This is a genomic window from Plantactinospora solaniradicis (genome assembly GCF_042658085.1).
Lineage (GTDB): Bacteria > Actinomycetota > Actinomycetes > Mycobacteriales > Micromonosporaceae > Plantactinospora > Plantactinospora solaniradicis.
In genome coordinates, this window is sequence record NZ_JBHSPR010000001.1 from 950649 (window position 1) to 974576 (window position 23928).

Annotated in this window: 21 protein-coding genes; 5 read left to right on the top strand and 16 right to left on the bottom strand. The window is 71.2% G+C overall.

Going from position 1 to position 23928, the window contains the following annotated elements:
- The first annotated feature begins 26 nt into the window (after positions 1 to 26).
- Positions 27 to 1211 (top strand): DNA integrity scanning diadenylate cyclase DisA, encoded by a 1185-nt coding sequence (gene disA, locus ACFP2T_RS04385; protein WP_377417476.1) that lies wholly within the window; start codon positions 27 to 29, stop codon positions 1209 to 1211.
- Between the two features lie 29 nt (positions 1212 to 1240).
- On the opposite strand, the gene ACFP2T_RS04390 is transcribed toward disA, so the two are convergent.
- From ACFP2T_RS04390 to ACFP2T_RS04400, 3 genes are all read right to left on the bottom strand, one after another.
- A complete protein-coding gene (locus tag ACFP2T_RS04390; protein ID WP_377417478.1) occupies positions 1241 to 1984 on the bottom strand; it encodes a hypothetical protein in 744 nt (247 codons plus the stop codon).
- 126 nt (positions 1985 to 2110) lie between these two features.
- Positions 2111 to 2674 (bottom strand): peptide deformylase, encoded by a 564-nt coding sequence (locus tag ACFP2T_RS04395; protein ID WP_377417480.1) that lies wholly within the window; start codon positions 2672 to 2674, stop codon positions 2111 to 2113.
- Positions 2671 to 3183, bottom strand: coding sequence for a glycine cleavage system transcriptional repressor (locus ACFP2T_RS04400; RefSeq protein WP_377417482.1), 513 nt, complete (start codon positions 3181 to 3183; stop codon positions 2671 to 2673). Before ACFP2T_RS04400 ends, ACFP2T_RS04395 begins: the two co-directional genes overlap by 4 nt.
- 231 nt (positions 3184 to 3414) lie before the next feature.
- Here ACFP2T_RS04400 and ACFP2T_RS04405 point away from each other — a divergent pair, with 231 nt between their 5' ends.
- The gene (locus ACFP2T_RS04405) at positions 3415 to 4311 is read left to right on the top strand and encodes an HhH-GPD family protein (protein ID WP_377417484.1); all 897 of its coding nucleotides are present in this window, start codon (positions 3415 to 3417) and stop codon (positions 4309 to 4311) included.
- Positions 4312 to 4421: 110 nt separating this feature from the next.
- Here ACFP2T_RS04405 and ACFP2T_RS04410 read toward each other — a convergent pair whose 3' ends face one another.
- The 3 genes from ACFP2T_RS04410 to lysS all read right to left on the bottom strand — a co-directional run bounded on the left by ACFP2T_RS04410 (position 4422) and on the right by lysS (position 9397).
- On the bottom strand, positions 4422 to 6953 hold the full coding sequence (locus tag ACFP2T_RS04410) for an ATP-dependent Clp protease ATP-binding subunit (protein ID WP_377417903.1): 2532 nt from the start codon (positions 6951 to 6953) through the stop codon (positions 4422 to 4424).
- 528 nt (positions 6954 to 7481) lie between these two features.
- Positions 7482 to 7832 (bottom strand): histone-like nucleoid-structuring protein Lsr2, encoded by a 351-nt coding sequence (locus ACFP2T_RS04415; RefSeq protein WP_192766542.1) that lies wholly within the window; start codon positions 7830 to 7832, stop codon positions 7482 to 7484.
- A 110-nt stretch (positions 7833 to 7942) separates the two neighbouring features.
- Positions 7943 to 9397 carry a lysine--tRNA ligase gene (gene lysS, locus ACFP2T_RS04420; protein WP_377417905.1) on the bottom strand — a complete coding sequence of 485 codons (1455 nt, stop codon included), beginning with the start codon at positions 9395 to 9397 and terminating at the stop codon, positions 7943 to 7945.
- A gap of 143 nt (positions 9398 to 9540) precedes the next feature.
- Here lysS and ACFP2T_RS04425 point away from each other — a divergent pair, with 143 nt between their 5' ends.
- The gene (locus ACFP2T_RS04425; protein WP_377417486.1) at positions 9541 to 10287 is read left to right on the top strand and encodes a class I SAM-dependent methyltransferase; all 747 of its coding nucleotides are present in this window, start codon (positions 9541 to 9543) and stop codon (positions 10285 to 10287) included.
- Positions 10288 to 10334: 47 nt separating this feature from the next.
- Here the strand turns inward: ACFP2T_RS04425 and ACFP2T_RS04430 are convergent, their stop codons facing one another.
- The 7 genes from ACFP2T_RS04430 to ACFP2T_RS04460 all read right to left on the bottom strand — a co-directional run bounded on the left by ACFP2T_RS04430 (position 10335) and on the right by ACFP2T_RS04460 (position 17034).
- Entirely contained in the window at positions 10335 to 11093 is a 759-nt protein-coding gene (locus tag ACFP2T_RS04430; RefSeq protein ID WP_377417488.1) for a type III pantothenate kinase, read from the bottom strand.
- 3 nt (positions 11094 to 11096) lie between these two features.
- Positions 11097 to 11996: a carboxylating nicotinate-nucleotide diphosphorylase gene (gene nadC, locus ACFP2T_RS04435; protein ID WP_377417907.1), complete on the bottom strand. Its 900-nt coding sequence runs from the start codon at positions 11994 to 11996 to the stop codon at positions 11097 to 11099.
- Entirely contained in the window at positions 11993 to 13675 is a 1683-nt protein-coding gene (locus ACFP2T_RS04440; RefSeq protein WP_377417910.1) for an L-aspartate oxidase, read from the bottom strand. Before ACFP2T_RS04440 ends, nadC begins: the two co-directional genes overlap by 4 nt.
- A 65-nt stretch (positions 13676 to 13740) precedes the next feature.
- Positions 13741 to 14646, bottom strand: a complete 906-nt coding sequence (locus ACFP2T_RS04445) for a septum formation family protein (RefSeq protein WP_377417490.1) — start codon at positions 14644 to 14646, stop codon at positions 13741 to 13743.
- A gap of 121 nt (positions 14647 to 14767) precedes the next feature.
- The gene (gene panD / locus ACFP2T_RS04450; RefSeq protein WP_377417492.1) at positions 14768 to 15193 is read right to left on the bottom strand and encodes an aspartate 1-decarboxylase; all 426 of its coding nucleotides are present in this window, start codon (positions 15191 to 15193) and stop codon (positions 14768 to 14770) included.
- 4 nt (positions 15194 to 15197) lie between these two features.
- Positions 15198 to 16061 carry a pantoate--beta-alanine ligase gene (gene panC, locus ACFP2T_RS04455; protein ID WP_377417494.1) on the bottom strand — a complete coding sequence of 288 codons (864 nt, stop codon included), beginning with the start codon at positions 16059 to 16061 and terminating at the stop codon, positions 15198 to 15200.
- 73 nt (positions 16062 to 16134) lie between these two features.
- Complete coding sequence (locus ACFP2T_RS04460; RefSeq protein WP_377417496.1) at positions 16135 to 17034, bottom strand: Rossmann-like and DUF2520 domain-containing protein; 900 nt, start codon at positions 17032 to 17034, stop codon at positions 16135 to 16137.
- A 191-nt stretch (positions 17035 to 17225) separates the two neighbouring features.
- Between ACFP2T_RS04460 and ACFP2T_RS04465 the strand changes: the two genes are divergently transcribed.
- Positions 17226 to 18200, top strand: a complete 975-nt coding sequence (locus ACFP2T_RS04465; RefSeq protein WP_377417498.1) for an SAM-dependent methyltransferase — start codon at positions 17226 to 17228, stop codon at positions 18198 to 18200.
- 99 nt (positions 18201 to 18299) lie between these two features.
- The gene (locus ACFP2T_RS04470) at positions 18300 to 19463 is read left to right on the top strand and encodes an NADH-quinone oxidoreductase subunit D (protein WP_377417500.1); all 1164 of its coding nucleotides are present in this window, start codon (positions 18300 to 18302) and stop codon (positions 19461 to 19463) included.
- Between the two features lie 13 nt (positions 19464 to 19476).
- Here the strand turns inward: ACFP2T_RS04470 and ACFP2T_RS04475 are convergent, their stop codons facing one another.
- The 3 genes from ACFP2T_RS04475 to ACFP2T_RS04485 all read right to left on the bottom strand — a co-directional run bounded on the left by ACFP2T_RS04475 (position 19477) and on the right by ACFP2T_RS04485 (position 23919).
- On the bottom strand, positions 19477 to 21774 hold the full coding sequence (locus ACFP2T_RS04475) for a hypothetical protein (RefSeq protein ID WP_377417502.1): 2298 nt from the start codon (positions 21772 to 21774) through the stop codon (positions 19477 to 19479).
- 154 nt (positions 21775 to 21928) lie between these two features.
- Positions 21929 to 22942 carry a glycine betaine ABC transporter substrate-binding protein gene (locus tag ACFP2T_RS04480; protein ID WP_377417504.1) on the bottom strand — a complete coding sequence of 338 codons (1014 nt, stop codon included), beginning with the start codon at positions 22940 to 22942 and terminating at the stop codon, positions 21929 to 21931.
- A gap of 242 nt (positions 22943 to 23184) precedes the next feature.
- Complete coding sequence (locus ACFP2T_RS04485; protein ID WP_377417506.1) at positions 23185 to 23919, bottom strand: ABC transporter permease; 735 nt, start codon at positions 23917 to 23919, stop codon at positions 23185 to 23187.
- Positions 23920 to 23928: the final 9 nt, after the last annotated feature.

Genomic DNA, 23928 nt, shown 5'->3' on the forward strand with positions numbered 1-23928 from the left:
CGCAGGGCGGTCCGTAGAATGTCCGAGTGCCGATCGACCGCGAAGCGAACCGAACCGCCAGCGCGGCCTCCCCTGTCCGCACCAGCGCCGCCGGCTCGGCGGCACGCCCTGTCAGCGTCGGAGTGACCGTGACCGGCGGAGGGCTGACCGGGGATCCGTTGCGCGCCAACCTCGCGCTGATGGCGCCGGGTACGGCACTACGTGACGGCCTGGAACGCATCCTGCGTGGCCGTACGGGTGCCCTGATCGTGCTCGGCTACGACAAGGTCGTCGAAGCGCTGTGCACCGGCGGCTTCCCCCTCGACGTCGAGTTCTCCGCGACCCGGGTCCGCGAACTGTGCAAGATGGACGGCGCGGTGGTGCTGTCCAGTGACGGCACCCGGATCGTCCGCGCCGCCGTGCATCTGATGCCCGATCCGTCGATCCCGACCGAGGAGTCCGGCACCCGGCACCGCACCGCCGAGCGGGTGGGCCGGCAGACCGGATTCCCGGTGATCTCGGTCAGCCAGTCGATGCGGATCATCAGCCTCTACGTCAACGGCCAGCGGCACGTACTGGACGACTCCGCGGCGATCCTGTCCCGGGCCAACCAGGCGCTGGCCACCCTGGAGCGTTACAAGCTCCGTCTGGACGAGGTCTCCGGCACGCTGTCCGCGCTGGAGATCGAGGACCTGGTCACGGTTCGCGATGCCGTCGCCGTGGTGCAGCGGCTGGAGATGGTCCGTCGGATCGCCGACGAGATCGCCGGGTACGTCGTGGAGTTGGGCACCGACGGCCGGCTCCTCGCCCTCCAGCTCGACGAGTTGATGGCGGGCGTGGACGCGGACCGGACACTGGTCATCCGGGACTACCTGCCGACCGGACGCAAGGCGCGGACCCTTGACGAGGCCCTGGTCGAGCTGGACCTGCTCACCGCGACCGAGTTGATCGACCTGGTCGCGGTCGCCAAGGCGATCGGCTACCCGGGCGCCTCGGACGCGCTCGACGCCGCGGTCAGCCCACGCGGGTTCCGGCTGCTCGCCAAGGTGCCCCGGCTGCCCGGCCTCGTGGTCGACCGGCTCGTCGGACACTTCGGCAGCCTGCAACGGTTGCTCGGCGCGACGGTTGAGGACCTCCAGGCCGTCGACGGGGTGGGCGACGCCCGGGCGCGGGGCGTACGGGAGGGGCTGTCCCGGCTCGCCGAGGCGTCCATTCTGGAGCGCTACGTCTGAGCCCTCGACTCATCCGGTAAGTCCCCGACTCATCCGGTGATGGTGAGCCGCACCGGATCGCTGTGCTTGTCCCCGAGCCGCCCGAAGAGCTGGTAGGTGCCGGCCGACGGGTAGGGCCCGGCGGCGACCCCGTTGCCGCACTTGGAACTCTCCCTGCCGTTCCAGGGAACCATGTACGTGTTCTCGTGGTTGGGCGGGAACGGCCGTACGTCGTTGGACCGCACGGTGGCACAGCCGTCGGACGACCAGACCTTACGGGCGCCGAGCTTGATGTACAGCTCCTGTAGGTCGGCGCCGACGTCCCGGTTGCAGGTCCGACCCGAGACATTCTTGATCTTGATCCGCAGCTCGATCGTCTCACCGCGCTGTGCGGAGGTCTGGGAGGGCACCGGGATGACCGACATCTCCGCGTCGGTGCACTCGTTCTCCACCGGTGGCGGGGCCGCCGGCACCTGTCCGCCGCCGGCCGGCTCGACCGGAGGATCGTCGCCGCCACCGTCCGGCGCGCCGGACGGGTCAGCGCTCGACGCCGGGTCCACCGGGGCACCCGTCTCCGGCGCATCGGACTGCGAGGCGTCCACCTCCGGCGTGAGCAGCGGAGTCGGCCCGGTCGACTGACCCGAGCCGGCGCCCTTACCGGTGTTGTCTGTCTCGCCGCCCGGCCCGAGACACGAGTACAACAACACGATCAGAAAGAGCAGCCCGGCACCGAGCACGACGGCTCGACGCCGCCAGTACACGGCGGGCGGCAGGGGGCCAACCGTCAAACGCATAATGTCCTCACCGTATCGGCACCCGTGCCACCGAACCTCACGACGCGCCGGGCGCCCGCCGAGGCGTACCCGATCGGTCCGGGCACCGTCGGGCGGACCCGGCGGCGGCGCCGTCTCCGCCGCTCCTCACAGATAGACCTTGCGCTGGTAGACCGCGTGCGCGCCGGCCACCCGGTCGAGGAACAACCGACCCAGACAATGATCGATCTCGTGTTGCAGGGCCCGCGCCTCGAAGCCGTCGGTGACCAGCCGCACCGCCGCACCGGTGCCCGGCAGCAACGCCTGGACCACCACCCGGCTGGCCCGCTTGACGTCACCGGTCAGGTCGGGGACCGACATGCAGCCCTCCCGGCCCAGCCGCCACCGGCTGGCCTCGACCACCTCCGCGTTGCACAGCACGAAGATGCCGTGCGACGTCAGTGTCTTCGGATGACCGGTCACGTCCACGGCGAAGACCCTGGCACCGACCCCGACCTGCGGCGCGGCCAGGCCGACGCAGCCGGGTGACACCCGCATGGTGGCGACCAGGTCGGCGGCGAGCCGGACCACGTCGTCGGCGAGGGGATCGACCTGTTCGCCGGCCCGGCTCAACACCCCGGCCGGGGCGGTGACCACCGACCGCACCTCACCCGGGTCGCCGAGCACCGCCGTCGTCCAGTCACCCAGACCGCAGTCCTGCTCCGCGGTCACAACAGATCCGAGTCGGCTCGGCGCAGGGTGACCTCCACATCCAGTCCGGCGGCCACCTCGGCCAGCCGGCCGGCAAGGCTCTCCGCCGTACCCGGTGGCAGCTCGACCTCGGCGAGGAGGACGTAGAGCGGCCCGGTGAGCCGGGTGGTCAGATCGGTGACGTTGCCGCCGGCCTCGGCCAGCACCCGGGTCAACGCCGAGACGATGCCGAGCCGGTCCGCCCCGTGCACGGCCATCAGGTACGGCTCGCCGAACGGCGCACTCGACGCCTCCGCGCCGACCTGCCGTACCGTCGCCACCAGTGGGCCGTCGGCGACGACCGGAGCCAGCGCGGCCTCCGCCTCCGGCCCGGAGGGACCGACGCAGATCAGTGTCATCGCGAAGTGTCCACGTAGCCGGGTCATGGTCGAGTCGGTCAGGTTCGCCCCGACCTCGGCCAGGGCCTCCGCGACGTCAGCCACGATGCCGGGTCGGTCCGGACCGATGACGGTGATCGCCAGCTCGCTCATCCGGGCAGTCTGCCCGATCCACGCCCGCTCCGAGGCTCGACCCGACGTCCGGCCCAAGCTGCGGGACGGAACCGCCCACCAGGCCACCGACCAGGCCCGGCATCCCACTCCCCGCAGCACCACAGCCCCCTGATGTACGCCAGGGGCCCCTGGGCCGACGGACACCCGAGCCGACAGACGCCCGGGCCGACGGACACCCGGACCGACAGACGTGACAGGATCGACGGCGCGATGTCGAAGACGCAGCTCGCCGCCGCGGCCATCCGGTGGTACGACAAGAACGCCCGCGACCTGCCGTGGCGAGAGCCCGGCGTCGGGGCCTGGCCGATCCTGGTCAGCGAGATCATGTTGCAGCAGACCCCGGTGGTACGGGTGCTGCCGGCCTGGCGGGCATGGCTGACCCGGTGGCCCGTGCCGGCGGCGCTGGCTGCCGACACGCCGGCCGAAGCCATCCGGATGTGGGGACGACTCGGCTACCCACGTCGGGCCCTGCGGCTGCACGAGTGCGCCTCGGCGCTGGTGGAGCGGCACGGCGGCGACGTACCGGCCGATCTGGAGCAGTTGCTGGCGCTGCCCGGCGTCGGGAGCTACACCGCACGGGCGGTGGCAGCCTTCGCGTACGGCCAGCGCCATCCGGTGGTGGATACCAACGTACGACGGCTGGTGGCTCGGGCGGTCGCAGGTGAACCGGACGCCGGCCCGGCGACCCGGCCGGCCGACCTGGTCGCGACCGAGGCACTGCTTCCGGCGCAGCCCGGTACGGCCGCCCGGGCCAGCGCCGCCTTCATGGAGCTGGGTGCGTTGGTCTGTACCGCCCGGTCCCCCCGGTGCGTCGACTGTCCACTGGCCACCCGGTGTGCCTGGCGGGCGTCCGGCAGATCCGCGCCGCCCGGCCCGACCCGGCGCCCCCAGCGGTACGCCGGCACCGACCGGCAGGTCCGGGGCAAGCTCCTGGCCGTACTGCGGGAGACCACCGGGCCGGTACCCCGGGACCGGCTGGACCTGGTCTGGGCCGACGACCTGCAACGGTCCCGCGCCCTGGCCGGTCTCATCGAGGACGGCCTGGTCGAGATGATCGGCGACACCTGCGTGCTGGCCGGCGAGGCTGAGCCGCGGGTGGGTGGTTAAGAAGGGGCCCTTCCTCTACAAAAAGCGATAAGAAGGGGCCCTTCCTTACACGTTAGAAACGGGTCCGGCCCGGCGACTGCGTCGCCGGGCCGGACCCGTTTCTAACGTGCTTACTCGTCCGCGCCAGCGGCGGCGGTGTTGCCAAGGTCGGCCGGCACCGCGTCGGGCACCGCAACCGGCTTGTCCGCACCGCGGAACACCAGCTTGGACTTGTCGATGTCCTCCGGGTCGCCCTCGCAGTCCACGACCACGATCTGGCCCGGGGTCAACTCGTTGAACAGGATCCGCTCCGACAGGTTGTCCTCGATGTCGCGCTGGATCGTCCGACGCAGCGGCCGGGCGCCCAGCACCGGGTCGAAGCCCTTCTTCGCCAGGTACTTCTTGGCGTTGTCGGTGAGCTCGAGCCCCATGTCCTTGTTGCGGAGCTGGGTCTCGATCCGCTGGATCATGATGTCCACGATGTGCAGGATCTCGTTCTGGTTGAGCTGGTGGAACACGATCGTGTCGTCGATCCGGTTGAGGAACTCCGGCCGGAAGTGCTGCTTCAGCTCGTCGTTGACCTTCTGCTTCATCCGCTCGTAGTTCGAGTCGGAATCCTCGGAGGCCTGGAAGCCCATCGACACCGCCTTGGCCACGTCCCTGGTGCCCAGGTTGGTGGTCAGGATGATGACGGTGTTCTTGAAGTCGACGATCCTGCCCTGGCCGTCGGTCAACCGCCCGTCCTCCAGGATCTGGAGCAGGGTGTTGAAGACGTCCGGGTGGGCCTTCTCGATCTCGTCGAAGAGGACCACCGAGAACGGCCGGCGCCGCACCTTCTCGGTGAGCTGGCCACCCTCGTCGTAGCCGACGTAGCCGGGGGGCGCCCCGACCAGCCGCGACACGGTGTACCGGTCGTGGAACTCGGACATGTCGAGCTGGATCAGCGCGTCCTCGCTGCCGAACAGGAACTCCGCCAGCGCCTTGGACAGCTCGGTCTTACCGACACCGGACGGACCGGCGAAGATGAACGAGCCGGACGGACGCTTCGGGTCCTTCAGGCCGGCCCGGGTACGCCGGATCGCCTTCGAGACCGCCTTGACCGCGTCCTCCTGGCCGACGACCCGCTTGTGCAGCTCGTCCTCCATGCGGAGCAGCCGGGACGTCTCCTCCTCGGTGAGCTTGTAGACCGGGATACCCGTCCAGTTCGCCAGGACCTCGGCGATCTGCTCGTCATCGACCTCGGACACCACGTCCAGGTCGCCGGCCTTCCACTCCTTCTCCCGCTGCGCCTTCTGGCCGAGGAGCTGCTTCTCCTTGTCGCGGAGCTGCGCGGCGCGCTCGAAGTCCTGCGCGTCGATCGCGGACTCCTTGTCGCGACGGACCTGAGCGATCCGCTCGTCGAAGTCACGCAGGTCTGGCGGCGCGGTCATCCGACGGATCCGCATCCGCGCGCCGGCCTCGTCGATCAGGTCGATCGCCTTGTCCGGCAGGAAGCGGTCGGAGATGTACCGGTCGGCCAGGGTCGCCGCCGCCACCAGTGCGGCGTCGGTGATGGAGACCCGGTGGTGTGCCTCGTAACGGTCCCGAAGACCCTTCAGGATCTCGATGGTGTGCGCCAGCGACGGCTCACCCACCTGGATCGGCTGGAACCGCCGCTCCAGAGCGGCGTCCTTCTCCAGGTGCTTGCGGTACTCGTCGAGGGTGGTCGCACCGATGGTCTGCAGCTCGCCACGGGCCAGCATCGGCTTGAGGATGCTCGCCGCGTCGATCGCGCCCTCGGCGGCACCCGCACCCACCAGGGTGTGGATCTCGTCGATGAACAGGATGATGTCGCCCCGGGTGCGGATCTCCTTGAGCACCTTCTTGAGGCGCTCCTCGAAGTCACCGCGGTACCGCGAGCCGGCGACGAGGGCACCCAGGTCAAGCGTGTAGAGCTGCTTGTCCTTGAGCGTCTCCGGCACCTCACCCTTGATGATCCGCTGGGAGAGGCCCTCGACGACCGCGGTCTTGCCGACCCCGGGCTCGCCGATCAGGACCGGGTTGTTCTTGGTACGGCGGGAGAGCACCTGCATCACCCGCTCGATTTCCTTCTCCCGGCCGATGACCGGGTCGAGCTTGCCCTCCCGGGCGGCCTGGGTCAGGTTCCGGCCGAACTGGTCCAGCACCAGGCTGGTCGACGGCGCGGCCTCACCCGGCGCGGCACCGGCCGCGGCCGGCTCCTTGCCCTGGTAGCCGGAGAGGAGCTGGATGACCTGCTGGCGGACCCGGTTCAGGTCGGCGCCGAGCTTCACCAGCACCTGGGCGGCGACGCCCTCGCCCTCGCGGATCAGCCCGAGCAGGATGTGCTCCGTGCCGATGTAGTTGTGGCCGAGCTGCAACGCCTCGCGCAGCGACAGCTCCAGCACCTTCTTGGCCCGCGGCGTGAACGGGATGTGCCCGCTCGGCGCCTGCTGACCCTGGCCGATGATCTCTTCGACTTGCTGGCGGACGCCTTCCAGCGAGATGCCCAGACTCTCCAGGGCCTTCGCCGCGACGCCTTCACCCTCGTGGATGAGACCTAGCAGGATGTGTTCCGTACCGATGTAGTTGTGGTTGAGCATCCGGGCTTCTTCTTGAGCCAGGACGACAACCCGCCGCGCTCGGTCGGTGAACCGCTCGAACATGCCCTCGTGCTCCTCACGTGCCGTGCGCACTCGATCTTGATGGCCAAGCATCGTGGCGGGGCCACCACCCGGACGTCCGAGGCGGACGCCCGTGCTCCCTTACTCTATCGCCGCGAGCCGACTCTCCTGAGGTCGTGTGTTGCTGGAATGAGCCACGTACGCGACGTTTTTACCAACTGCCCACGCTCAGCGATGCTTCCCAGACCGCTCGCTGTACGCGCAGAGCGAAATTTCAAGCCCCTACCCTGACGACACGGACCCGCATCGTCCACAGGCTGTGGACAACTCCGTCCACTGGTTGTGGACAACGCCTGGGCCGCCAGGTTGTTCCCGGACCGGTCAGGTTGCCGGGAGCACCTGGCCACACGCTCCGACGCCGGCCCGACACCGACGAGATCCGCCGCCGATGCGTCACAACGGCGAATTCGACCGTTTTGTCGAATAACCAGGGTATCGGGATGAAACGTGCGGGGTGGGCGAACGGCCGGCCGTCCACCCACCCCGCCGGGGCGTCGAGAAGCGCTACGACTAGCGGCCCGCCTTCGCGTGGTACTCATCCACGATCTCCTGGGGGATGCGCCCGCGGTCGGAGATGTCCTTGCCTTCCTTCTTGGCCCACGCCCGGATCGCCTTGTTCTGCTCCCGGTCGGCGGTGGCGCCACCCCGACCGCGTGCGGCACGCCCGCCGACGACCACGCCGCCCCGGCCCACCTTGGAGCCGGCCGCGACGTACGGGGCGAATAGGTCCCGCAATTTGCCGGCGTTCTTGTCCGACAGGTCGATCTCGTACTGAACGCCGTCGAGCGAGAACTTGACGGTCTCGTCCGCGTCTCCGCCGTCCAGGTCATCGACCAGCTTGTGAATGATCTGCTTGGCCACGTGTCGCTATCCTTTCGAGCAGGTTCTCCGCAAACAAGAGCACAATAGCCCGCGAGATGCTTGCTTCGTCAATAGGATGGCGAAACTATGCGACAGGCCGGGGCCGACTACTACTCCGGGCGGACCATCGGGAAGAGGATGGTTTCCCGAATTCCGAGGCCGGTGAGGGCCATCAGGAGCCGGTCGATTCCCATTCCCATGCCCCCGGACGGCGGCATTCCGTACTCCATGGCCCGCAGGAAGTCCTCGTCGAGCCGCATCGCCTCGTCGTCACCCTTGGCCGACCGCTGCGCCTGGACCACCAGACGCTCCCGCTGCACAACCGGGTCCACCAGCTCCGAGTACGCCGTGGCCAGCTCGAATCCGAGCACGTACAGGTCCCATTTCTCGGTGAGCCCCGGCTCGGACCGGTGCCCCCGGACCAGCGGGCTCGTCTCCTCCGGGTAGTCCCGGACGAACGTGGGCTGCCGCAGTGTCGGCACCACCAGTTCCTCGAAAAGCTCCTCGGCGAGCTTGCCCGGCCCCCACTTGGGATCGACCGCCAGCCCCACCTTTTCCGCGTAGCCCAGAAGGTCGGCCATCCCGGTCCGTACCGTCACCTCCTCGCTCAGCGCCTCGGAAAGCGCCCCGTAGAGGGTGGTCGAAGTCCACTGACCGCCGAGGTCGAACTCGGTGCCGTCGGCGTGCGTGACCACGTGCGACCCGCTGGCCGCGAGCGCGGCACGCTGCACCAGCTCACGAGTGAGGGTCGCCATAGTGTCATAGTCACCGTACGCTTCGTATGCCTCCAGCATGGCGAACTCGGGCGAGTGCGAAGAGTCGGTCCCCTCATTCCGGAAGTTACGGTTGATCTCGAAGACCCGGTCGATGCCGCCGACCACCGCCCGCTTGAGAAAAAGCTCGGGGGCGATTCGCAGATACAGATCCGTGTCTAACGCATTGCTGTGCGTTACGAATGGCCGTGCGGTAGCACCACCGGGCAGTGCTTGCAGCATGGGGGTTTCGACTTCGACGAAACTCCGGTCATGCAGCGAATCGCGCAGACTACGCAGCGTCGTCGCCCTCGTGCGTACCATCTCCCGGGCCCGGGGCCGCACGATCAGATCGACATAACGCTGCCGGACCCGCGCCTCCTCGCTAAGCGGCTTGTGCGCCACGGGTAGCGGCCGGAGCGCCTTCGCGGTCAGCGCCCAGGAATCGGCGAGCACCGAAAGCTCACCCCGCCGACTGGTAATCACCTCACCGGTCACTCCGACGTGATCGCCGAGGTCGATCTGCCGCTTCCAGGCATCGAGACGATCCGCGCCGACCCGATCGAGTGAGAGCATCGCCTGCAGTTCGGTGCCGTCGCCGTCCCGGAGGGTGGCGAAGCAGAGCTTGCCGGTGTTACGAACGAAGATCACCCGGCCGGTCACCGACGCGACGTCCCCGCTGGCGGTGTCGGTGGGCAGGTCCGCGTAGCGGGCCCGGATCTCCGCGAGGGTCGCCGTCCGCGGATATCCCAGCGGATACGGTTCAACGCCCTCGGCGAGCATGCGCTCCCGCTTCTCCCGGCGGACCCGCATCTGCTCGGGGACGTCGTCGACGGGATCGGCAGGGCTGGGAATCTCCTGGGTCACGGCATGCTTCCTCGGGAATTGTGTCGGCTGAGTTCGGCCCCGAGCGTACTCAAGTGCCGACCGGGTCCGGCACTGGATAACCTCCAGGCATGGTTGATCAGATGCACGCCCTCTCCTTCGGTGTCGCGGCGACCGCCTACGACCGGTACCGGCCGAGCTATCCGGAACCGGCGGTCGCCTGGGCGGTCGACCGTCCCGCGCCGGCCCGGGTGGTCGACCTCGGCGCCGGCACCGGCATCCTGACCAGGGTGCTGCTGGCCCTCGGCCACCACGTGACACCCGTCGAGCCGGACCCGGGGATGCGGGCCCAGCTCGCCGTCGCCACCCCGGGCGTCGTCGCGTTGGCCGGCACGGCCGAGCAGGTGCCGCTCCCGGACGGCTCGGTGGACACGATCGTCGCCGGGCAGGCGTACCACTGGTTCGACCATCCGGTGGCGCACGCCGAGGGGGCCCGGCTGTTACGCCCGGGCGGGACGTACGCCGCGGTGTTCAACGAGCGGGACGACTCGGTGCCCTGGGTGACCGCGCTGACCGCGCTCACCGTCGAACTCCTCGGCGGGCGGGGAATCCGGGAGGACGGCGCGTGGATGGCCGACCACGGCGAGCACTACGAGCCGGTCGAGCGGGCGGAGTTCCGGCACGCGGTCACGCACACTCCGGAAACCCTCGTCGGGATGATCGGCACCCGCTCGCACTACATCACCGCCACCGAACAGCGGCAGCGGGAGGTCGACGCGGCCATCCGCGAGCTGGCGGCGAACCATCCGGACCTGGCCGGCCGGGAGACGTTCGAGCTGCCGTACCGGACCCTGGTCTTCCGGGCCCGCCGGCGGTGACCATCGGGTCCGGCCCGGACCGGGGGGTTTCGGTCGGGGCCGGAGCCCTACCGGTTGCGGTCGTAGACCATCCGCAACCCGATCAGCGTGATCATCGGCTCGTGGTGCGTGATCGTCCGGCACTCGCCGATCACCAACGGCGCCAGCCCGCCGGTGGCGATCACCGCCCGCACCTCGCCCAGTTCCTCGACCATCCGTTCGACGATCCGGTCGACCTGGCCGGCGAAGCCGAAGTACATCCCCGCCTGGAGGCACTCGACGGTGTTCTTGCCGATCACCGAGCGCGGCACGGTCGGCTCGACCTTGCGGAGTTGGGCCGCCCGGGCGGCGAGGGCGTCGAACGAGATCTCGATGCCGGGCGCGAACGCGCCGCCGAGGAACTCGCCACGACCGCTGATCACGTCGAAGTTGGTGGTGGTGCCGAAGTCGACCACGATCGACGGTCCGCCGTAGAGGGTGAACGCGGCGAGTGTGTTCACCACCCGGTCGGCACCGACCTCCTTCGGGTTGTCGATCGCCAACTGCACGCCGGTCTTCACCCCCGGCTCGACGATCACGTTGGGGAGGTCCGCGTAGTACCGGGACAGCATCGACCGCAGTGACCGCAGCGCCGCCGGCACCGTCGAGCAGGCGGCAACGCCGGTGACCTCGACCGCGTCCCCGGCCAGCAGGCCACGCAGCTTGAGGCCCAGTTCGTCGGCCGTCGACCGGGCGTCGGTCTTGATCCGCCAGGAGTGGATCAGCTTCTCGCCCTCGAAGGTCGCCAGGACCGTGTTTGTGTTACCGATGTCGATACACAGCAGCATTCGTCAGTCCCGGGCCCGAGGTCTTGCCGGTCGGAGGTCCAGTGCGATGTCCAAGATAGGCGAGGAGTGGGTCAGGGCCCCAACCGAGAGGTAGTCGACGCCGGTCGCGGCGTACTCGGCGACCGTGTCGAGAGTCAGGTTGCCGGTCGCCTCGAGTTCGGCCCGGTCGCCCACCGCCGCGACCACCTCGGTCAGCAGCGCCGGTGTCATGTTGTCGCAGAGCAGGAAGTCGGCGCCGACCTCGAGCGCCTCGACCGCCTCGGCGACCGAGGTGACCTCCACCTGGACCGGAACGTCCGGAAACGCCTCCCGGACCCGTCGGTACGCCGGACCGATGCCGCCGGCCGCCAGCTTGTGGTTGTCCTTGATCATGGCGACGTCGAACAGGCCCATGCGCTTGTTGGCGCCGCCGCCGGCCCGGACGGCGTACTTCTCCAGTGCCCGCAGGCCGGGCGTCGTCTTCCGGGTGTCCAGCACCGTCGCCTTCGTACCGGCCAGCGCCTCGACCCAGGCCCGGGTGTGGGTGGCCACCCCCGACATCCGGCTGAGCAGGTTCAGGGCGGTCCGCTCGGCGCTGAGCAGCGACCGGGTCGGCCCGGTCACCGTCGCCAGCACGTCGCCCCGGGCCACCCGGTCGCCGTCGGCGGCCACCGGCAGCACCCGCACCGTACGGGTGGCGGCCAGGTCGAAGACGGCGGCGGCCACGGCCAGCCCGGCCACCACGCCGTCGGCCCGGGCCACCACGTCAGCCGTGTCGACCTGCTCGTCCGGCACGGTGGCCACACTGGTCACGTCGCGTCGCTCCGGTCCCAGGTCCTCGTCCAGCGCCCCCCGCACGATCCGTTCCACCACCGTCGGGTCGAGCCCGGCGGCCTGCAACGCCTGCGTGGTCGAGAGTTTCAGCACAGTGCCTCCCAATCCTGTTCGAGACTGCCCGTCTGACCGATCGAGCTGACCAGGTGCCCGAGCCAATCGTCGCGCGATTCCGTGTGGTCGGACCGCCAATGGCAACCCCGGGTCTCCTGCCGGGCATACGCCGCGCCGACCAGGGCCGAGGCGACGGTGAGCAGGTTGGTCGCCTCCCAGCTCGCCGTTCGGGGCGCACCCCGGGTGGCGCCGAACGGAACCAGCTCGGCCGCTGTCGCCCGCAGCGAGTCGGCCGACCGGAGCACCCCGGCACCCCGGGTCATCGCCCGGGCCAGCCCGGCCCGCACCGCCGGATCCACCACCGCGCCGGCCCCGCCACGCCACGCGCCGCCCGGTGCGGGTTCGGCCTGTGCCGGCAGGTCCCGGGTGATGTCCTGGGCGATCCGCCGGGCGAAGACCAGGCCCTCCAGCAGCGAGTTGCTGGCCAGCCGGTTGGCGCCGTGCACGCCCGTGCAGGCCACCTCGCCGCAGGCGTACAGGCCCGGGATGGAGGTGCGGCCGTGCAGGTCGGTACGGACCCCGCCGGAGGCGTAGTGCGCCGCCGGAGCCACCGGGATCGGCTCGACCGCCGGGTCGACACCGGCCGCCAGGCAGGAGGCGACGATGGTGGGGAAACGCCGGGCCAGGAAGTCCGCGCCGAGGTGCCGGGCGTCCAGGTAGACGTGGTCGGCACCGGTGGCCAGCAGTACCCGGTGGATCCCCTTCGCCACCACGTCCCGGGGGGCGAGTTCGGCCAACTCGTGCTGACCGAGCATGAACCGCTTGCCGTCGGCGTCGACCAGGTGTGCTCCCTCGCCCCGCAACGCCTCGGAGACCAGCGGCTGCTGGGCACCGGTCGTCGCGCCGGCGGGCCGGATCAGCGCGGTCGGGTGGAACTGGACGAACTCCAGGTCGGTCACGGCGGCGCCGGCCCGCAGCGCGAGGGCGACGCCGTCGCCGGTGGAGACCGCCGGGTTGGTGGTGGCGGCGAAGACCTGGCCCATCCCGCCGGTGGCCAGCACCACCGCGCGGGCGAGGATCGCGCCGACCCCGTCCTCGCTGCCCTCGCCGAGCACGTGCAGGGTGATCCCGCAGGCCCGACCCGGGTCCGCCGACCCGGACGCCGGGGTCCGCAGCAGGTCGAGGACGAGGGCGTGCTCGACCAGGCGGATCCAGGGATCCCGGCCGACCGCCGCGTGCAGCGCCCGCTGCACCTCGGCGCCGGTCGCGTCGCCGCCGGCGTGCACGATCCGGTCGGCCCGGTGTCCGCCCTCCCGGGTGAGCATCAGCGAGCCGTCCGCGTTGCGGTCGAACTCGGCACCGGTCCGGATCAGCTCCCGCAGCCGGGTCGGCCCCTCCTCCACGAGCACCCGGACCGCGGCCGGATCGCAGAGCCCGACCCCGGCCACCTCGGTGTCGGAGGCGTGCGCCGCAGGGGTGTCCAACGGATCGAGTACGGCCGCGATGCCGCCCTGCGCCCACCGGGTGGAGCCGTCGTCGATGTTGACCTTGGTCACCACCGTGACGTGCAGTCCCGCCTCGCGCAGGTGCAGCGCGGCGGTGAGCCCCGCGATGCCCGACCCGATCACGATCACATCGGTCGTCTCCACCCAGCCGGGCTCCGGCGCGGCCAGCAGCCGGGGTAGCTCCGGCAGGTCAACGGTCGGAAACTGCATCATTCCAGTCAACCGCGTACCGGTGGCGCCGGTCCGGGCAGGGCCCCCGGAAGTGGCCTGCGACGCTATCCGGTCCGCATGGGCAGGCCACCGGTGCCGGCGCCCTTGAGCGACCTGGTGAATCTGCCGTCCGAGATCCACAGGTAGCACCGCACCCCCCGGTTGCCCGCCTGCCAGTCCTCCGGTCCGCCGGGCAGCGCCATGATGCCGGTACGGAACCGGATGCTGCTCCGCGGCACCTCGACGTACCTCGCGGCGACCTGGTAGCAGCCGTCGTAGAACACCGCCCAGTCGCGCTCGGCGCTCGGATACTTCAGGGCGCCGGGCGCCCGCCACACGCCGGTGAACTCGCTGTTGTGCCGCTGGCCGCAGTCGACCTTCGGCATCCGGTCGATGTTCCCGGTCCGGGTCAGCGTCGCCGCGTAGCAGCCCAGGTGCAGCGGTCCGGGCGCGCGCAGTGTCCCCTTGAGAGTGCCGGTACGGGTGACCGTGTCGCCCTCGTCCTCGACATTGGACAACTCCGTCACGTCACAACGGAACCACCGGGCCCCGCCGGTCCAGCCCTGCGGCGACGGGGTCGCCACGCCCAGCCAGAGCCGGCCGGTCCGCCAGTCCGCGCCGAGGAACTCCCGCGCCTTGCCGTCACACTCCGAATAGGCCCTGCCGAAATCGGGCGAGTCCCGGGCCGGCGGCGCGGCCGCGTTCGCCGCCGCTCCGGTGAAGGCACCCACGTGTACGGTCTCCAGCCGGTGACTGGTCGGACAGTCGACCGGGAGGTACGACGACAGGTAAACGGTCTCGGAGAAGTCCGCCGCATGGCACGCTTCCGCCTTCGGGGAGAAGATCTCCGGCTCGCCGACCCGGGCCCAGTCGTCGGTGAGGTCTCCGTCGGAGCCACCGGGCGCGGCGCAACCGCTCAGGCCGAGACCAACGGCTCCGGCCAGGGCCAGGGCGGTCATCAAACGGCGCATCGCGTCCCTCCCCAGGGCGACCGGCAGTCACAGATGGCTGCACCCTACGTTAACCGGCGCAGGCATCTGTGACGTAGAGATCATCCTGGTGTCGGGGCGGCCATTCGGGTCCGGAGCTGGATCACTCGCTCGCCACCTGGTCGCCCCGGACCAGGTCACCGGCCATCCCTGGCACCGCCTCGGCCGGATCCCCGCCCAGTTCGATGATCCGGTTGGCCGCGTCGACGTGCACGACCCGGGGCCGGTACGACCGGGCGGTGGCATCGTCGAGCTGGGCGTAGGAGATCAGGATGACCAGGTCACCGGGTTGCACCAGGCGGGCGGCGGCACCGTTGATGCCGATCACCCCGCTGCCCCGCTCGCCCGGGATGACGTACGTCTCCAGCCGGGCCCCGTTGGTGATGTCCACGATCGCGACCTGCTCGCCGGGCAGCAGGTCGGCGGCGTCGAGCAGGTCGACGTCGACCGTCACCGAGCCGACGTAGTGCAGGTCCGCCTGGGTCACCGTAGCCCGGTGGATCTTCGACTTGAGCATGGTGCGGAACATCGGACTATTCCTCCGTGGTGCGGGCTGCCGGAGCCAACTCGACCGGCAGGTTGTCGATCAATCGGGTGCCGCCGACCCAGGCGGCGACCAGCATCCGGGCCGGGCCGGACGCCGGGGCGGGTCCCAGGTGCGGGTCGGTCAGCACCAGGTAGTCCAGCTTGGCGCCGGTCGTACCCTCGCCGAAGGCACGGTACGCGGCGGCGAGGGCACCGTCGGCGCCACGGCCGTCCTCGGCGGCGGTCGCGCCGGCCCGCAGCGCCGCCGACAGGCGGAGTGCCGAGGTCCGGTCCTCGGCGGAGAGGTAGCGGTTGCGGCTGGACAACGCCAGCCCGTCCGGCTCCCGGACGGTGGGCACCCCGACGATCTCCACGTCCAGTTCCAGGTCCCGGACCATCCGGCGAACCATGGTGAGCTGCTGGTAGTCCTTCTCCCCGAAGATCGCGACGTCCGGCCGGAGCAGGTTGAGCAGCTTCAACACCACGGTCAGCACGCCGTTGAAGAAACCGGGGCGGCTGGCGCCCTCCAACTCCTCGCCGAGACTTCCCGGGTCGACCCGGACCACTGGCTCGCCGTCCGGGTACAGCTCCTCCCGCGACGGCGCGAAGACGTACTGCACCCCGGCCGCCCGGCAGACCTCCAGGTCGGCGTCCAGCGTCCGGGGATAGCGGTCGAAGTCCTCGTTCGGACCGAACTGGAGCGGGTTCACGAAGATCGTCACCAGCACGAAGTCGGCCCGTTCCCGAGCCGCGCGCAGCAGCGCCTCGTGCCCGGAGTGCAGGGCACCCATCGTCATCACCACCGCCAGCGACCCCGGCAGCGGCGCCAGCGTGGCGGCCAGCTCCGCCCTGGTCCGCAACACCTCGATCATGGTCTCTCCTCGCTACGCCCGTCGTCACCAGGATCCGGCCGACCGATCCGGCCGATCCCACCGCCGTGCCCGGTCATGCGGCGACCTGACGGTCCCGGTTCGCCAGCACACCCAGCAGCGACTCGGCGTCGGACGGCCGGAGCCGACCGGCGGCGATCGCCCGGTCGGCGGTCCGCCGGGCGAGCGCGAGGTAGCTGGGCACCGACTCCGGGGCGGTCGCGGCGAGCCGGTCCAGGTGCCGGGCGATCGTACCGGCGTCGCCCCGGGACACCGGCCCGGTCAGCGCCCCGTCGCCGAGCCGCAGGGCGTTCTCCAGCGCGGCCCGGAGCAGCGGCCCGAGCACCTTCTCCGGCTGCGTCACGCCCGCGTCGCGTAGCCGGTCGGCGGCCTCGTTGACCAGGGTGACGAGATGGTTCGCGCCGTGCGCGAGGGCGGCGTGGTACAGCGGGCGGTCCCGCTCCGCCACCCACTCCGGTACGCCGCCGAGGTCGGCGACCAACCGGACGGCGAACGGCCGCAGCGGCGTCGGGGCGGTCACCCCGTACGAGATTCCGGGCAGCCGGGTCAGGTCGTCGGCCGTGCCGGTGAAGGTCATCGCCGGATGCAGGGCCAGCGGGCGGGCACCCGCCGCGAGGACCGGAGAGAGTACGTCGAGCCCGTGCGCCCCCGACGTGTGTGCGACCACCTGGCCCGGCCGGAGCACACCGGTGGAGGCGAGCCCGGCCACGACCGCACCGAGCGAATCGTCCGGTACGGCGATCAACAGCAGGTCGGTGGCGGCGCTGGCCACCTCGTGGGCCGGTAGTACCTCGGTACCCGGAAGCAGGCTCTCGATCCGGTCCTTGGCGGCGGCCGAGACCCCGGCGGCGGCGACCACCCGATGGCCGGCGCGGGCCAGGGCGGCACCCAGTACGGCTCCCACCCGCCCGGCGCCGATCACGCCGATGGCGAGCTGGCGCGGTGATGCGCTCATAGCAATGATCCAGTCCTCGAAATGTGGTACCGGTCGATCGCAAGTATGCGCCGCCGTGACATGCCTGGAACAAGAGGTTGTGAAAACGTTCACCGCCGGTCGGGAGCCCTCGGCGGTGCCCCGAAAGTGTCCGGCGACGGCCGTTGAACTGCGGGTGAAGCCGGGTGACGGGCGCCGCATAACCTGTGCCGGTGCCCATCTCCTGGCGATCGGCGATGTCCACCGCGCTGTACGGCAGCGCGGGGTTCTTCGTCACCGGAGCCGGGCCCGCCGCGCACTTCCGGACCAGTGCACACGCCGTACCGGTCCTCGGCACCGCGCTGCTGCGGCTGCTGGACGACGTCGACGCCGGGCTCGGACGGCCCGACCCGCTGGACGTGGTCGACGTCGGCGCCGGTCGCGGTGAACTGCTGACCACGCTGGCCCGGCTCGCCCCGCCCGAACTGGCCGCCCGGCTCCGGCTGACCGCGGTGGAACTCGCGCCGCGACCCGACGCCCTGCCCGAGGCGATCGCCTGGCGGCCGGACCTGCCCGATCGGATCGTCGGGCTGCTGGTCGGCACGGAATGGCTGGACAACGTGCCGCTGGACGTGGCGGTGCCCGGACCGGGCGGCTGGCTGCGGATGCTGGTCGACCCCGCCACCGGCACCGAGTCGGTCGGCGGGCCGCTCGACCCGGCCGAGGCGGACTGGCTCGCCCAGTGGTGGCCGGACCAGCCGACCGGGGTCGGGCGGGCCGAGGTCGGACTTGCCCGGGACCTCGCCTGGACCGGGGCGCTCGCCGCCCTGGAGCGCGGCCTCGCCCTCGCCGTCGACTACGGCCACCTGCGGGAACGCCGACCACCGGAGGGCACGCTCACCGGGTTCCGGGCCGGTCGACAGGTGGCACCGGTGCCGGACGGCAGCTGCGACCTGACCGCCCACGTCGCGATCGACTCCGTGGCGGCGGCTGGCGAGAAGGCCACCGGCCTGCCGTACCAGCTGCTCAGTCAACGCACCGCGCTGCACAACCTCGGAATCCACGGTCGCCGCCCGCCCCTCACCCTGGCGTCAACCGACCCCGCCGGATACGTCCGGGCCCTGGCCCGGGCCTCGACAGCCGCCGAGCTGACCGACCCCGCCGGCCTCGGCGGCCACTGGTGGCTACTCCAACCCGTCGGGATGTGAGGAAGGGCCCCTTATTATCGCTTTCTGTTGTACAAGGGCCCCTTCCTAACCGTCTTGGGACCGCGCAGGCTGCGCCTCGGACGGCGGCGGCGTGGCACGATGTCGGTCATGACTGCCGACACCGGCACGCTGCGGGAGCTGACCGTCGGCACCGGGGCGGGCCTCGACACCGCCGACATGGTGCTGAACATCGGACCGCAGCACCCGTCGACCCACGGCGTGCTCCGGCTCAAGCTGGTCCTCGACGGCGAGCGGGTGATCTCCTGCGAGCCGATCGTCGGCTACATGCACCGGGGCGCGGAGAAGCTCTTCGAGGTACGCGACTACCGGCAGATCATCGTGCTGGCCAACCGGCACGACTGGCTCTCCGCCTTCTCCAACGAACTGGGCGTGGTGCTGGCGGTCGAACGGCTGATGGGGATGGAGGTACCCGAGCGGGCGGTCTGGCTACGCACCGCGCTCGCCGAACTCAACCGGGTGCTGAACCACCTGATGTTCCTCGGCTCCTACCCGCTGGAGATCGGCGCCATCACGCCGGTCTTCTACGCCTTCCGGGAACGCGAGACGTTGCAGGCCGTGATGGAGGAGGTCTCCGGCGGCCGGATGCACTACATGTTCAACCGGGTCGGCGGGCTCAAGGAGGAGGTGCCGGCCGGCTGGACCCGGCGCGCCCGGGAGGCGATCGGAGAGGTACGGCGACGCCTGCCGGACCTGGACAACCTGATCCGGCGCAACGAGATCTTCCTCGCCCGTACGGTCGGCGTCGGGGTGCTCTCCGCCGCCGAGGCCGCCGCCTTCGGCGCCTCCGGACCGGTAGCCCGGGCCTCCGGGCTGGACTTCGACCTGCGCCGTGACGAGCCGTACCTGGCGTACGGGTCGCTGGACGTTCCCGTGGTGACCCGGACCGCCGGAGACTGCCACGCCCGCTTCGAGATCCTGCTCGACCAGGTGTACGTCTCCCTCGACCTCGCCGAGCGCTGCCTGGAACAGGTCGACCGGATCAGCGGACCGGTGAACGTCCGACTGCCGAAGGTCGTGAAGGCACCGGAGGGGCACACCTACGCCTGGACCGAGAATCCGCTCGGCATCAACGGCTACTACCTGGTGTCACGGGGTGAGAAGACCCCTTGGCGGATGAAGCTGCGCACCGCCTCGTACGCCAACGTGCAGGCGCTGGCCACGCTCCTGCCCGGCTGCCTGGTGCCGGATCTGATCGCGGTCCTCGGCTCGATGTTCTTCGTGGTCGGCGACATCGACAAGTAGGCGGCGACGGGGCTCAGCGCCAGTTGTCCTCGGCGTAGCCGTAGTCCGACCGCCGGGTGCCACCGGCCCGGGGCACCTCGTCCAGCGGCGGGTAGCCGTACTCCTCGTCCTCGCGTTGCCGCCGGCTCCGCCGGGCCGGCTCGGGCTCCGGCTCCTGCCGGGGCGGGCCCCACAACGCCGCCTGGTCCACGCCACCGACGGGCAGTGCCGGCGCACCGCTGTGCCGATCCCAGCCCTGGCTCTCCCCGGGATCGAGGGCACGAGCACCGCCCCGCCGGTCCGCGCGCCGGACGTCGTCGGTTTCGGCCCAGTCCGCCGACCCTCGCTGGTCACTCCGTCGGCGATCGTCGTCGCGGGGCTCGGACCAGCGCTGTTCGTCGTCGCGGGGGTCCGACCGGCGCCGGTCGGACCGGCGGTCGTCGTCCGGCCTCGGCTCCTCCCGGCGGACCGCCGCCCAGCGGTCCTCGACCCGGAGTTCCGTACCGTTCTCGTCGGCCCGCATCGACGCCCGCCGCTCACCCATCCGGACTTCCTGGCCCCGCTCGTCGTTGCGTACCGAGGTCCACCGGTCACCGGCCCGCAGATCGGCCCAGTACGAGTCGTCAGCGGGGTCGCCGGTCTCCTGCCCCGGATCCGGGTCCGAATCCACGAACCGGGCACGCCATGCACCGATGCCGAACCGCCGGTCATCCCCGGGTCCCTCGTCGGGCTCGTCGGAACGCCCACCCCGGGCAGGGCGCCGGCCCCGATCGTCACGATCCCCGGCACGCTCGTCACGATCCCGCCCGCCGCCGCCATAGGTGCCGCCACCGGCATGGGTGCCGCCGCCGTACGTGTCGGGCTCCCGGTCACCGCCGCCGTACGTACCGGCGTCCCGCTCACCGCCGCCGTACGTGCCGGCGTCCCGGTTGCCGCCGCCGTAGGTGCCGCCGCTCCGGGCGCCGTCGCCGTAGGTGTTGCGGTCCGGGCCGGCACCGCCGCCGTACGTGCCGGCGCTCCGGGCGCCGCCACCCCTGGTGTCGTCGTCCCGGCCGCCCCCATAGGTGCCGCCGCCGTAGCTGCCGCCGCCGACATCGCCGTAGTCGCCGTCCCGGCCACCGCCGTGGTACCCGTCGTCCCCGTAGCCGCCCTCCCGGCCACCGCCGCCGTACACACCACCGCTGTAGCTGCCGCCGCCGTAGGTACCACCGCCGTAGGTGCCGCCCTGGCTCGCACCGCCGTAACCGCCGGTGCCGTAACCGCCGCCGGACCGTGGGTCGTCGCTGTGCGCCCCGACGATGGTCTGTCGGGTGGTCACCTGGACGGTTTCGGTGTGCCGGACCACGCCAGCGCCCAGATGCGGTCCGGGTATCGCCCCGTGCATGCCGGTCGACGAACCGTGCTGCGGGGGGCCGCCGGCGCTCCACCGCTGTCCGCCGGGACGGCCGTACTGTCCCGGGGACGTGTCCGGGTCGCTGTCGGTCCGCCCGTACGCCCGGCCCGAGCGGGCGCGGTCGTCGTCGGGATAGCCGCCCCGGTCGTAGCCGCCAGCGGGCTGAGCCTGGTGGTGGCCGGCTCCGCCGTGTTCGGCACCCCGGGACGGCCCCGGGCCAGCCGCCCGCCGGGGCCCGTCGCCCCGTGGTCCCTCACCCCGGTACCCGTCGCCCCGTGGCCGCTCGCTCCGAGATCCGTCGCCCCGCGACCCGTCGTCGCGTGACCGTGGCCCTACCTCGCCCCGGACCGGGCCGGCGGGGGCCGCCGCGGCCGGAGCCCATCCGGCCGAGGGCGCCTCCTTCGGCGTCCAGCCGGGCTGCCCGGGAGCTTCGTGCTGGCTCCGGCCGGCCGGCACGGTGGCGCCAACCGCCGCACCGCCAACCGCCGCACCGGCTACGACCGAACCCGTGGCGGTCGTCGTTGGTGCGGCAGCCACGGCCCGGGGAGTGTCGACGCTGGCCCGTACCGCGTCAAGCTGGCCACGCAGCGCCTCGACATTGCCCTGCACCAGCTCCAGCTTCTCGCCGAACGCCTTGTGCGTGGCCCGAGCCGCCGTCGCGATGTCGGTACGGAGTTCGCCACGCAGGTCGTCGAGTTCCTCGAGGAGGGTCTCCTCCAGATCCAACTGGGCGCCATCGGCATTGCCACGCAGTGTGATCGACAGTCCAATGAGCACCACCGCCAGTACGGCGAGCACGGCGGCGATCCGCAGCGGCCCGTTCCCCTGTCCCAGCAGGAGTAACAGGGCAGCCAGCGGAGCCAACCCGACGCCGACCCAGAAGAGCACGGTCAGCAGTGGCTTGCGGCGTGACTGCTCGGGAGCCTCGCGAGCTGACATGGCAGTCGAGCCTACCCACAGTTGTCGGCCACCGAAATGCCGGCGCCGTTAATCCGAGCGCGGCCGGCGCCACCCTGGGTGGCGCCGGCCGCGCTGTTCGGTGACCGTCGGCTCTCGTAGACCGGCGAGGCTTACGCGGGTCGATCGGGAAGGGTCAGCCCGCGGCGAGCGCGCCGTCCGAGGAGAACACCAGTCCGACGCTGATCGCGCCGGAGGTCAGGGCCGACTTCGTCTGCGGGCCACCGGCGTCGAGCGAGCTGAACTGACCGGCCTTGAAGTTGTAGACCTGGACCAGCCCGGCCTGGCACTTGGGCCGCTGCGGGCACTCCGGCGGGCCACCGAGCACGGTCGCCGAGCCGGAGCACTTCTCGGCCAGTTCGCTGAGCGTACGAACGTCGTGCTGGTCGGCGAACTCCTTGGTGACCGCGAACGCGTTCTGGTCCTGTGCGGCGGACGGCTTACCGAAGCTGATGCCCACCTTCTCGCCAGCGGCCTTCAGCCCGGTCACCGTCTGGTTGAGGTCGGGCGAGGAGATCGGCGGCGGCGTCGCCGTGCCCGACTTGTTGACCTTGTCGTTCAGGAAGTCCGCCATCGTCGCGGCGTACTCCGGAACGACCTGGATCTCGCCCTTCTCCAGCGCCGGCTCGTACAGCTCGCGGTTGCCGATCTGCTGGACCTTGACCTGGTAGCCGGCGGCGGTGAGGGCGATCCGGTACAGCTCGCCGAGGGTCTGGTTCTCGCTGAAGTTCGCGGCGCCGACGGTGATCGAGCCGGTGCCGCCGGTGGGAATCCCGGCGGTCAGGTTGTTTGCGGAGGCAAACTCCTCGGCGGCCACCTTCGGCGTCTTCCGGTCCACGTCGACGGCCTTGTTCAGGTTGATCAGCTTCGTGGTGTCGAGGCTGTCCGAGACCTTGTCCAGCGCGGCGACCAACTGGGGCTGGGCCGCCTTGCTGTTGATCGCCGGAATGATGTTGTCGGTGTTCTGGAGCTTCTTGTCGTCCTCGAGCACGACCAGCTTCGACCCGGCCACCGGCGCGCAGCCGGCGCCCTGGGCGCCGGTCGCCGGAGCCTCGGTACCGGATGAGCCGGCGCCGCCACAGCCGGCCAGGAAGCCGGCCGCGACGATGGCGCCGGTGGCGCCGATTGCCAGACGTGTACGTGTGCGCATTGAACGCCCGCCTCCTGTGTCCCGGCGCGACCCCGCTGGGCCGGCCGCGTGTCCGACGGGCGACGGACCATGGTGGTCGCCCGCGACCTCCCACGAAACATCTTCTCGCCCGGGGCGACAATCTGAGGCGAGCTTCGTCACCGTATCGTCACGCAAAAGGGCACGAGGCGCGCACGACCGCCTACTCCGGGTGACCTGGCCCGCCGAATGAGGAGCCGATCGTCACAGCCGCAGCCCGCCGGTCACGAGCCGGTGATGGCCGCCGCGGCCCGCTGATCGGCCTGCCGGAATACGCGGCGCCGGGTCCGGCGCAACGGCCGGGGCGTCACGATCCGCTCCACACCGGCGAAGATCACCTCGACCACCAGGGCGAGCAGGGCGACGAGCAACCCGCCGGCCAGGATCTGGCCTCCGCCGACCGAGATGCCCAACCCGAAGCCGGCACTGATGATCTGCCCCAGGCCGCCGCCGTTCACGAACGAGGCGAGCGCGGCGGTGGCCACCACCTGCACCGCGGCGGTACGGAACCCGGCGGCGAGGTACGGCACCGCGAGCGGCAGCTCCACCCGGCGCAGCAGTTGCCCGCCGGAGAGTCCCATCCCACGCGCGGCGTCCCGCACCTCCGGATCGACCTGCCGGATCCCCGTGTAGGCGTTCGCGAGCAGCGGTGGCACCGCGAAGACCGCCAGCGCGATGATCACCGGAGGTTTGCCGAAGCCGAGCGCGGTGAGCGGCAGGATGGTCAGCAGGGCGATGGTCGGGATGGCCAGCGTGATGTTCGAGACGAGTACGACGGCCCCGCCGCCCCGGCCGGTGTGCCCGAGCCAGAGCCCGAGCGGCCAGGCGACCAGGCAGCCCAGCGCGACCGCCGCCGCGGAGATGCCCAGATGCTCGACCAACCGGTCGAGGATGCCGCCGGGATTGGTCCAGTTCAGCGGATCGTTGATCCAGGTGACCGCCTGGTCGATCGGGTTCATCCGGCGCTA

What these genes read in the sequence shown, in the direction of transcription:
- ACFP2T_RS04390 (WP_377417478.1), bottom strand. Translation starts at nt 1,984, where the DNA reads ATGCGTTTGACGGTTGGCCCCCTGCCGCCCGCCGTGTACTGGCGGCGT.
- ACFP2T_RS04400 (WP_377417482.1), bottom strand. Translation starts at nt 3,183, where the DNA reads ATGAGCGAGCTGGCGATCACCGTCATCGGTCCGGACCGACCCGGCATC.
- ACFP2T_RS04405 (WP_377417484.1), top strand. Translation starts at nt 3,415, where the DNA reads ATGTCGAAGACGCAGCTCGCCGCCGCGGCCATCCGGTGGTACGACAAG.
- ACFP2T_RS04410 (WP_377417903.1), bottom strand. Translation starts at nt 6,953, where the DNA reads ATGTTCGAGCGGTTCACCGACCGAGCGCGGCGGGTTGTCGTCCTGGCT.
- lysS (WP_377417905.1), bottom strand. Translation starts at nt 9,397, where the DNA reads ATGCGGGTCCGCCGGGAGAAGCGGGAGCGCATGCTCGCCGAGGGCGTT.
- ACFP2T_RS04425 (WP_377417486.1), top strand. Translation starts at nt 9,541, where the DNA reads ATGGTTGATCAGATGCACGCCCTCTCCTTCGGTGTCGCGGCGACCGCC.
- ACFP2T_RS04430 (WP_377417488.1), bottom strand. Translation starts at nt 11,093, where the DNA reads ATGCTGCTGTGTATCGACATCGGTAACACAAACACGGTCCTGGCGACC.
- ACFP2T_RS04440 (WP_377417910.1), bottom strand. Translation starts at nt 13,675, where the DNA reads ATGCAGTTTCCGACCGTTGACCTGCCGGAGCTACCCCGGCTGCTGGCC.
- ACFP2T_RS04445 (WP_377417490.1), bottom strand. Translation starts at nt 14,646, where the DNA reads ATGCGCCGTTTGATGACCGCCCTGGCCCTGGCCGGAGCCGTTGGTCTC.
- panD (WP_377417492.1), bottom strand. Translation starts at nt 15,193, where the DNA reads ATGTTCCGCACCATGCTCAAGTCGAAGATCCACCGGGCTACGGTGACC.
- panC (WP_377417494.1), bottom strand. Translation starts at nt 16,061, where the DNA reads ATGATCGAGGTGTTGCGGACCAGGGCGGAGCTGGCCGCCACGCTGGCG.
- ACFP2T_RS04460 (WP_377417496.1), bottom strand. Translation starts at nt 17,034, where the DNA reads ATGAGCGCATCACCGCGCCAGCTCGCCATCGGCGTGATCGGCGCCGGG.
- ACFP2T_RS04470 (WP_377417500.1), top strand. Translation starts at nt 18,300, where the DNA reads ATGTCGGTCATGACTGCCGACACCGGCACGCTGCGGGAGCTGACCGTC.
- ACFP2T_RS04475 (WP_377417502.1), bottom strand. Translation starts at nt 21,774, where the DNA reads ATGTCAGCTCGCGAGGCTCCCGAGCAGTCACGCCGCAAGCCACTGCTG.
- ACFP2T_RS04480 (WP_377417504.1), bottom strand. Translation starts at nt 22,942, where the DNA reads ATGCGCACACGTACACGTCTGGCAATCGGCGCCACCGGCGCCATCGTC.
- ACFP2T_RS04485 (WP_377417506.1), bottom strand. Translation starts at nt 23,919, where the DNA reads ATGAACCCGATCGACCAGGCGGTCACCTGGATCAACGATCCGCTGAAC.